Raw genomic sequence first — 6,893 nt, forward strand, 5'->3', positions numbered from 1 at the left:
CCCCCTCTCGGTCAGAAGCCGCGCGCTCTGCGCCTCTTGGGCTGGGCCAGGCCAGCGGCGACGCAGTCACGGCGGGCCTCCCAGGACAGGCACCCGGCCATGGCCAGGTCGATCTTTCGGGGCGAGTCGTGACGGTCCTTCTGGATCGTCCACATGGGCTTGCCGTCGTCGTCCTTCGCGCGTGCCTGCTTCTTCACGGCCTGGGCGATGTGGCGGGCGAGCGCCTCGTCGCCGTCGTGGCTCAGCTCCCCGCCTGCCATGGCCGTGCGGTAGGCCCGCAGCGCGAACGCCATCTGCTTGTCGCGGTGTGTCCACCAAGGGGTGACGCGCTTCTCGCCGTACTTGCCCTGCCAGCGCGCCACCGCGTCCTCGTACCAAGGCGGATCGGCGTACACGCGGACGACCTTGTACGTGTCGAACGCGAGCGCCAGGCACAAGTCCAGCTCCCGCTCCGGGACCTCCCAGTCCTCGGCCTCCACCTTGTTCAGCGGGGACTCCCACACCCCGAGCGGCCACTGGAAGCCGGTCTCCAGGTGCGTGGCAACGAAGCCCGTGGAGTCCTTCCACTTCGCGCCGTCGAAGCCGATGACGATCGGCTCCTTCTCTGGCACCCGGAAGTCCGGCCGGGCCAGCCCCGCCCACTCCGCCTTGTCGAAGGCCTTCGCGGACGCGGTGCCCGGCTGGTTCAGGAAGTACCGGCGGGCGTCTGCCGGGTCCGTGTCCGGCTCGCGCATGTCCGAGGCGATGCGCTCCAGGTCCATCCACTCCGCGGCGTCGCCGTACACGTAGGTCAGCGCCGGCATCAACTGTGCGTCGTCGTGCAGGTCCTCCACGTGAGGGCCTTCGCGGTGGTCGAACAGCAGGCCGCCGTCCTTCACCCGGCCCGCCCGCACCGCCTTGGCGTATTCGTGCGTCGCCTCCGCCACGCTGTTGTCGCCGACCGCGTACATCGTCGACGTCTCCAGCGACCACGGATCCGCGGCACGCCGCTTCACCAGGTTGCGGCGCACCGTCTTGTGCATCGCCCGCAGCTCAGGCAGCACGTACAGGTGCGTCTCGTCGAAGACGGCGAACGTCTCCTTACCGCCGTCCTTCGCCGCGCCCGACGACGTGGACGGCACGATCTCCCCGCCGCCCTCGATGAAGATGCGGCTGGACGTCTGCGCGCTGCGGCCCAGGTCGATGCCGGGGAACTCGTCACCGGCGACGTCCACCAGGTGCTCGAGCATCGCCGTGACGTTGTCGTAGGTGTTGCCGGACTGGTTCTCCTCCGTCGCCAGACACCGGATGTACGGGTACGTCTGCGGCCGGCCGACCGGCTCGCCGTCGGCGTCCCAGCCGTCGAACCGGCACGGGCCGAGCGCCTCGAAGGCGACCAGCGCACCGGCCAGCTCGCTCTTCGCGCGGCCCTTCGGCCGGGACAGGAACGCCCGGTTGACCTTCCGGCGCCCGGTGACCGGGTCCAGCCTGTAGGCGCGGACGATGAACGCGGCCATCTCGTCGTCGATGACGAGGGGCTGGCCCTGGACGTCGCCGGGGCCGTGGCAGAGGTAGGTCTCGATCCAGTCGATCGCGGTGAAGCCGAGGGAGACGACCCGGCTTGGGTCAGTCTTCCGCCTGGCCATCGACGACCTTCAGCACCCGGTTCTTGCGATTCGTCGCGGCCCGGGTCCGGGCCGCCCGGCGGGCCGGGGCGGCCTCCTCCTCGGCGACCGTCCAGCGCAGCCGCAGCCGGTCCGCAGGCGTCCCGCCCATCGCGGCCTCGTTCAGCCGGATCTCCGAGAGCAGTTCCTTCTTCGGCTCCAGCCAGTACTGCTCGACGAGCTGGGCGAGCATGTGCAGGCGCTGCCAGTCCGTAGCGAGGAAAGTGGACGCCTGGGGGCTGGTACGCCAGGTCTCGTACCAGGACAGGGTGCGGGTGTCGTAGTCGTGGCCGCCCGGCAGCGCCGGGGTCGGGCCGGTGGGTCCGTTCGCCGGGAGGACGGCGCCTGCGACCGGGTCGGCGTTGCGCCGGCGTCGCTGTGACGGGTCCTTCGGCACGGGGCCGGTGCCTGCCATCGGAAGCTCCTCTCGCCGTGCCGTTGCGGCACTGGGGGCGGTGGCCGTTGCGGCCGCCGGGTGGCTACTTGGAGTGCCTGAATCATGATCAATTGGACCTTCGAGACCCGTACAGACCGCGAGCTACCTCCCCGGCGGTCCGTCGGATGATCTTGATTGGGGGCCTCCCCCAGGGGGATCATGACTCAGAGTGACGATCAACCGTCGCCGGTCAAGCCCGTGGTGGTGCCGGCCTCCATCGTCTCGGCGACGTGGATCATCCCGGTCCGCTCGATCCAGGACAGGCCGTCGGAGTAGGCCAGGCTCATGCGGACGTCGCCGTCACCGTCGATGACCTTGAGGAGGACGACGGCGCCGGCGAGCAGCTCCCCCTCGTCCAGCGTCGCCTCGATACCGAGAGCGTCGAGCGCGTCACCGATCGGCCTCGTGCTCACTGATGCCACCCTCCGGGCTGATGACGTGCGGTCTCACTGCTGTGGCACGGCTGGCACAACCCGCGGCCGTGCCTTGGGTCGTCCGGGTCCAGGCCGCGCTCGACCAACTCGCGTCGACCGAGCGGCCAGTGGTCCGCGTGCACTGACGGCCGGCCGCACGGTGCGGTGTGCCCATGCGCCTGGTCGTCGCACACACAACACGGGTCGCGGGCGAGGACTCCGGGACGGAACCTGCGCTCATGCCCGCGGCCGTAGCCCCTCTGCCGTGCCGTGCCGCGGCGGCGGTCCGCCTGCCGCCGATGCTCAGGGCAACGGCCGGCGTCCGTGTACTCGGGACAGCCCGGGACAGAGCAGACTCGCCAGCCTGCGCCTCTGGGCACGGCTACCACCTCCGCGGGTGCGGCGCCGGCCGTCCGTCGCACGTTGGGTTGTGCCAACCAAGAAGGCGGCAGGCGAGGCGGCGTGGAGCGCAGTAGGCGAAGTCGCGGGGTTCAGCGAAGGCGTAGCGCACCCAGTAGCCGAGGGACGTTCGGCATTCCCCACGAAGCAGGACAGTGGGCATGGGCCTCCCGTCTACGGGTCGGGGCGGTCCGGGCGGGCTGCCGTATCCCGCCGCCAGCCGTCGTCACCGGCTCTTCCGGACCGCCCCGAGAACGTGCAGCGCCCCCGCCGCGGAGCCGTCGGCGGGGGCGCAGTCTTGCCGGTCGATCAGCGGCGCTTACAGCGCTCAGCCACCAGTTCGGCGGCGTAGTCCCAGTCGAGTTCGTCGCTTCCGGTGGAAGTCTTCATCTGCTCGGCGGCCCAGGCGGTGCCGAACACCTCGATGCCGTCGCACATGTCGTTCTTGCGGGACTCGGTCATGTCGTCCCAGGCCATGCTGACGCTGAGCAGAGTCAGTGTGCCCTTGTCGACGGTGGGGCTTGCCGACGGCGTGGGGGCCGGCGCAACGGTGGCGAAGCTGGGCTTGGCCGCTGGTGCGGCCGAGGTCTTATTGCCCTGGTAGACGATGCTGCTGAACACGGCGAGCGCAACGAGCGCGGCGACAGGCAGGCCGCAGCCGAGGCCGACAAACAGGGGCCATTCGCGGCGGGGGGCTTGTCGGGGCGGATGTGGCGGCTGCGGCGGCTGCGGCGGCTGCGGCGGCTGCGGCGGGCCGACGATGGGCGGCTGCTGCGCCCACCTTGGCTGCTGTGGCGGTTGCTGCGGTGGCTGGCCCCACTGCGGCGGCTGGTTCATGTGGTCCCCCCACGTAGATGGTGTGGAGGAAGCGTAGTTGCGCGGGCCGGATTTGAACCGGCGGTCTCCGGAGGATGGGTTCCGGTGAGCTGACCGGGCTGCTCTACCGCGCGATGAGTCCCGCCATCCGGGCGGCGGGACGTTCAGGCTGCGCGGGCTCGCCGCCCGCGGCTGTTTCCAGCGGGGTCCGCGTGCCGGTGCTTGGCGCCGGCATCGCCCGCGGCCTTCACGGTCGGCAGGTGGTAGAGCGGCTGCCCGTCGCCGATCCGCACCCGTTCGATCTTCCCTCGAGACTCCCACACGCGGATGGTGCCGGGGCGCACACCGGCCGTCCGGGCGGCTTCCCAGATGTCGCCCAAGTCCTTCTGATAGAGGGCTCGCAGCTCCGGGTTGGGGAAGTCGGGCACGGCACCTCCCGGGTACGCAAGAACCCCCACCGGTTCAATCACGGCGGGGGTTCAGGTGCTTTTGCGACGGGTGTTCCACCATCGAATTCTGAGGTTACAGTCGGTGGCGATCACTGGCAAGCGCTACCCAACGCAACTGGCGCTGCTCAGCGGTTGTTGGTCTTCACCCAGACGCCCGTGGTGTGGGTCTCGCGGTGGTCCTGGTCGACTAGCGCTGGCCCCAGTATCGGGCCACCCTCTGCGCGTCCTTCTCGCGGCTGGCCGCGAGCTTCTTGCGGTCCTCGGCGTCCTTCTCGGCAGGCGTCTGGTCCCCCCACGCGTGGGCTTCCGAGGAGTACGTGGTCTTGTTGCTGCGGCCGAAGATGCTCATGTCTGCTGTCCTCTCCCTGTTTGCGGTGATGTGTTCATGTTTCCACCGGAATGCGTCGTCTGGCAGGTGTCCGGCGCTATGGGAAACGGGAAACGCCCTTAGGCGCTTACCGCTTGTTCACGGTCTTGGCGATGACGCCCTTGGTGTGGGTCTCCCGGTGGTCCTGGGTGACGTTCGCCCCGTCGTAGTGGTGGTGGTGTGTGGTTCGCACGCCGGCGAGCTTCCGCAGGGTGGCGCCGACGGCCAACACCAGGGCGACGGGTGTGGTCGCGCCGATGGCGAGCTGGGCGGGGTCGACGGTGCCGAGCGCCCACAGCACCAGCGCGGTGCTGCCGCCGACGGGCAGGGACGCGGCGCCCACGGCGAGGATGACGGTGCTGGCGTCGGTGGCGCGCTGTGACATCGGCGGCCGGCCGGGCTGCGGGACGGGCGGAGTCGGGCCGTAGGCGGGGAGCGGGCTCTCGTCGCGGTAGCCGACGGCGAAGGCGCCGATGATGCGCCGGGCCTCGGCGGCGGCCTGCTCGTCGGTCAGGGGTGGGGTGGTCTCGGTGTTCATCGCGATCTCCTGTCGGTGGTCTTTTCGGGTTGTCGGACCCTGCCCGGACCCTGTCCGCCGGGGGCGTTTCCGCAGGTGGGACCCTGCCCGGCCCCTGCCCCAGGCCGTTCCGACCCTGCCGGGGCGAGGCAGGGTCGGACTGGACAAGGCGGGGTGCAAGACAGGGCAAACAGGGTGCCGGGCAGGGTGCAAGGCAGGGCAAACTGTGACAGCTACTGGAGTTCGTCGAGTCGGAACCCGCGGGACTCGCGGCCGTCCGCACCACGCACCTTCACCGCGTCGACGGTGACGCCGATCGCCGCCAGGTCGTCCTTAAGCAGCTTGCCGACCCGGGTGCCGTACTGGGCGTCACTCTCGCTGTCGCCCCGCTGGTAGCGGCCGTCGACGGTGGCGAGATAGGCGAACACCTCGGCGCGCGTGGCCTCCCCGCGGCCAGTCGACGACACCGCCTTGATGAGGTGGTCGAGGATGGTCACGTCTGTGACGGGCAGCGTGCCCGCCTCCTGCCGCAGCCGGTGGGCGCGCTCGAGGATCGCCGCGACCTCGTCGTCGTCGTAGTAGTAGCTGCGGACCATCTCCGGCTCGGCGCCCTCGCCGTCCATGTAGATGCCGACACCCCGTTGCGACTTGAGGATGTCCTGGGCGTTGTGGCCGGCGGACGCGTAGCCCTGGCCGAGGATCGTGTCGGAGGCCTGCGGGGTGAGGCAGCGCATCGCCCACCGGATGGACAGGATGTCGCGGATACCGGTCGGCACCGAATCGCTGTCCGGCTTCTGCGTCGCCGCCAGGGTGATGACGCCCAAAGCGCGGCCCTGCTGCACGATCAGGCGGAGCAGACGCTCCATCTCCTGCCGGGTCTTCTGGTCGGCGGCGGCGCCGTAGGACGACCACTCGTCGACGAGGAGAACGGCCAGGCAGACTCGCGGGTCCTTCTCGGCCATGGCCTCGGTGAGCTTCCGCGACCCGTGCTCCTTCGCGAGGGCACGCCGCTCGGGGATCTCCACCTCCCAGATGTGCTGCAGGATGGCGAGGAGGTTCTTCGGCTCGCCGTCGGTGTCGAACATGGTCGCGATCGGCTCAAACGGCGTGATGTCGGCGCCGGCCTTGCCGTCGGCGAGGTACATGCGAACGGTCGGGTCGAGCGCGGCGGCAAGCAGGAGGTCGTTCGCGCCGGACGACTTGCCGGAGCCGGGCTCGCCTCCGAACAGCCCGGATCGCTCGACCCACGAGGTGAGGACTTCTTCGCCGCGGAGGTTGACGCCCATCCAGATGGGACGCCACAGGTTGACTCGCTCTACGCCGAGGAGCGGCCCCTTGTCGGGCTTGGTGGAGAACGGGAGCTTCATCGAGACCCGCAGGTGGATGGTGTCCTCGCGGTCGCCGCGGGTCTGGTGGATCTGCTGCACGGACACGCCGAACCCGTTGGCGAGGCCTGCGCGTGCGTCGAGGGCCTTCTTGGCGGGGGTTCCGGAGGGCAGCCGGAACACGACCTGCCAGGCCTTGCCGTCGGCGGTGAGCGTGCAGGGGGTGAGGAGCCGCAGCGCGTCGTCGGAGCCGATGACCTTGGCGTCACGGTAGACGCGGTTGACCATCTCGTCGGTCATTCGGTCGCCGTCGCCGACCTTGGAGTCCCGGTCGGTGTAGAGCTCGCCCGCGCGGGTGCGGCGGCCGATGAGCGCGAGGGCGGCCAAGGTGGCGCCCGCGGCGGCGATACCGCCAGGTGCGCCAAGGAGGTAGAGGCCGGTGCCCTCGACACCGGCGACCGGGGCCAGGGCGGCGGCCGCGCGGATCGCCCGCCGGGTGCGGGCGTTGCCGCGGGCTGCCCGGTACTT

The 6,893-nt window shown here is 70.5% G+C and carries 8 protein-coding genes and 1 tRNA gene; all 9 read right to left on the minus strand.

Annotated elements, in window-relative coordinates; translation table 11 throughout:
* Window positions 1-11 precede the first annotated feature (11 nt).
* On the minus strand, window positions 12-1,625 hold the full coding sequence (locus tag HW445_RS02360) for a terminase (protein WP_180219356.1): 1,614 nt from the start codon (window positions 1,623-1,625) through the stop codon (window positions 12-14).
* Window positions 1,606-2,058 carry a hypothetical protein gene (locus HW445_RS02365; RefSeq protein ID WP_180219357.1) on the minus strand — a complete coding sequence of 151 codons (453 nt, stop codon included), beginning with the start codon at window positions 2,056-2,058 and terminating at the stop codon, window positions 1,606-1,608. Before HW445_RS02365 ends, HW445_RS02360 begins: the two co-directional genes overlap by 20 nt.
* A gap of 197 nt (window positions 2,059-2,255) precedes the next feature.
* Entirely contained in the window at window positions 2,256-2,492 is a 237-nt protein-coding gene (locus HW445_RS02370; RefSeq protein ID WP_180219358.1) for a hypothetical protein, read from the minus strand.
* 708 nt (window positions 2,493-3,200) lie between these two features.
* Window positions 3,201-3,728, minus strand: coding sequence for a hypothetical protein (locus HW445_RS02375; protein ID WP_180219359.1), 528 nt, complete (start codon window positions 3,726-3,728; stop codon window positions 3,201-3,203).
* Window positions 3,729-3,765: 37 nt separating this feature from the next.
* A tRNA-Met gene (locus HW445_RS02380) sits at window positions 3,766-3,841 on the minus strand.
* Between the two features lie 30 nt (window positions 3,842-3,871).
* On the minus strand, window positions 3,872-4,135 hold the full coding sequence (locus tag HW445_RS02385) for a MerR family transcriptional regulator (RefSeq protein ID WP_180219360.1): 264 nt from the start codon (window positions 4,133-4,135) through the stop codon (window positions 3,872-3,874).
* Window positions 4,136-4,343: 208 nt separating this feature from the next.
* The gene (locus HW445_RS02390) at window positions 4,344-4,505 is read right to left on the minus strand and encodes a hypothetical protein (protein WP_180219361.1); all 162 of its coding nucleotides are present in this window, start codon (window positions 4,503-4,505) and stop codon (window positions 4,344-4,346) included.
* A 106-nt stretch (window positions 4,506-4,611) separates the two neighbouring features.
* Window positions 4,612-5,061, minus strand: a complete 450-nt coding sequence (locus HW445_RS02395; protein WP_180219362.1) for a hypothetical protein — start codon at window positions 5,059-5,061, stop codon at window positions 4,612-4,614.
* A 212-nt stretch (window positions 5,062-5,273) separates the two neighbouring features.
* The coding region (locus HW445_RS02400; protein WP_257230776.1) for an FtsK/SpoIIIE domain-containing protein at window positions 5,274-6,893 on the minus strand (1,620 nt) is incomplete at its 5' end.

The sequence above is a fragment of the Streptomyces sp. UH6 genome, assembly GCF_013421635.1.
GTDB lineage: Bacteria > Actinomycetota > Actinomycetes > Streptomycetales > Streptomycetaceae > Streptomyces > Streptomyces abyssomicinicus.

Excerpts from the sequence above, each read along its gene's own strand:
- HW445_RS02360 (WP_180219356.1), bottom strand. The coding sequence starts at position 1,625 with ATGGCCAGGCGGAAGACTGACCCAAGCCGGGTCGTCTCCCTCGGCTTC.
- HW445_RS02365 (WP_180219357.1), bottom strand. The coding sequence starts at position 2,058 with ATGGCAGGCACCGGCCCCGTGCCGAAGGACCCGTCACAGCGACGCCGG.
- HW445_RS02375 (WP_180219359.1), bottom strand. The coding sequence starts at position 3,728 with ATGAACCAGCCGCCGCAGTGGGGCCAGCCACCGCAGCAACCGCCACAG.
- HW445_RS02390 (WP_180219361.1), bottom strand. The coding sequence starts at position 4,505 with ATGAGCATCTTCGGCCGCAGCAACAAGACCACGTACTCCTCGGAAGCC.
- HW445_RS02395 (WP_180219362.1), bottom strand. The coding sequence starts at position 5,061 with ATGAACACCGAGACCACCCCACCCCTGACCGACGAGCAGGCCGCCGCC.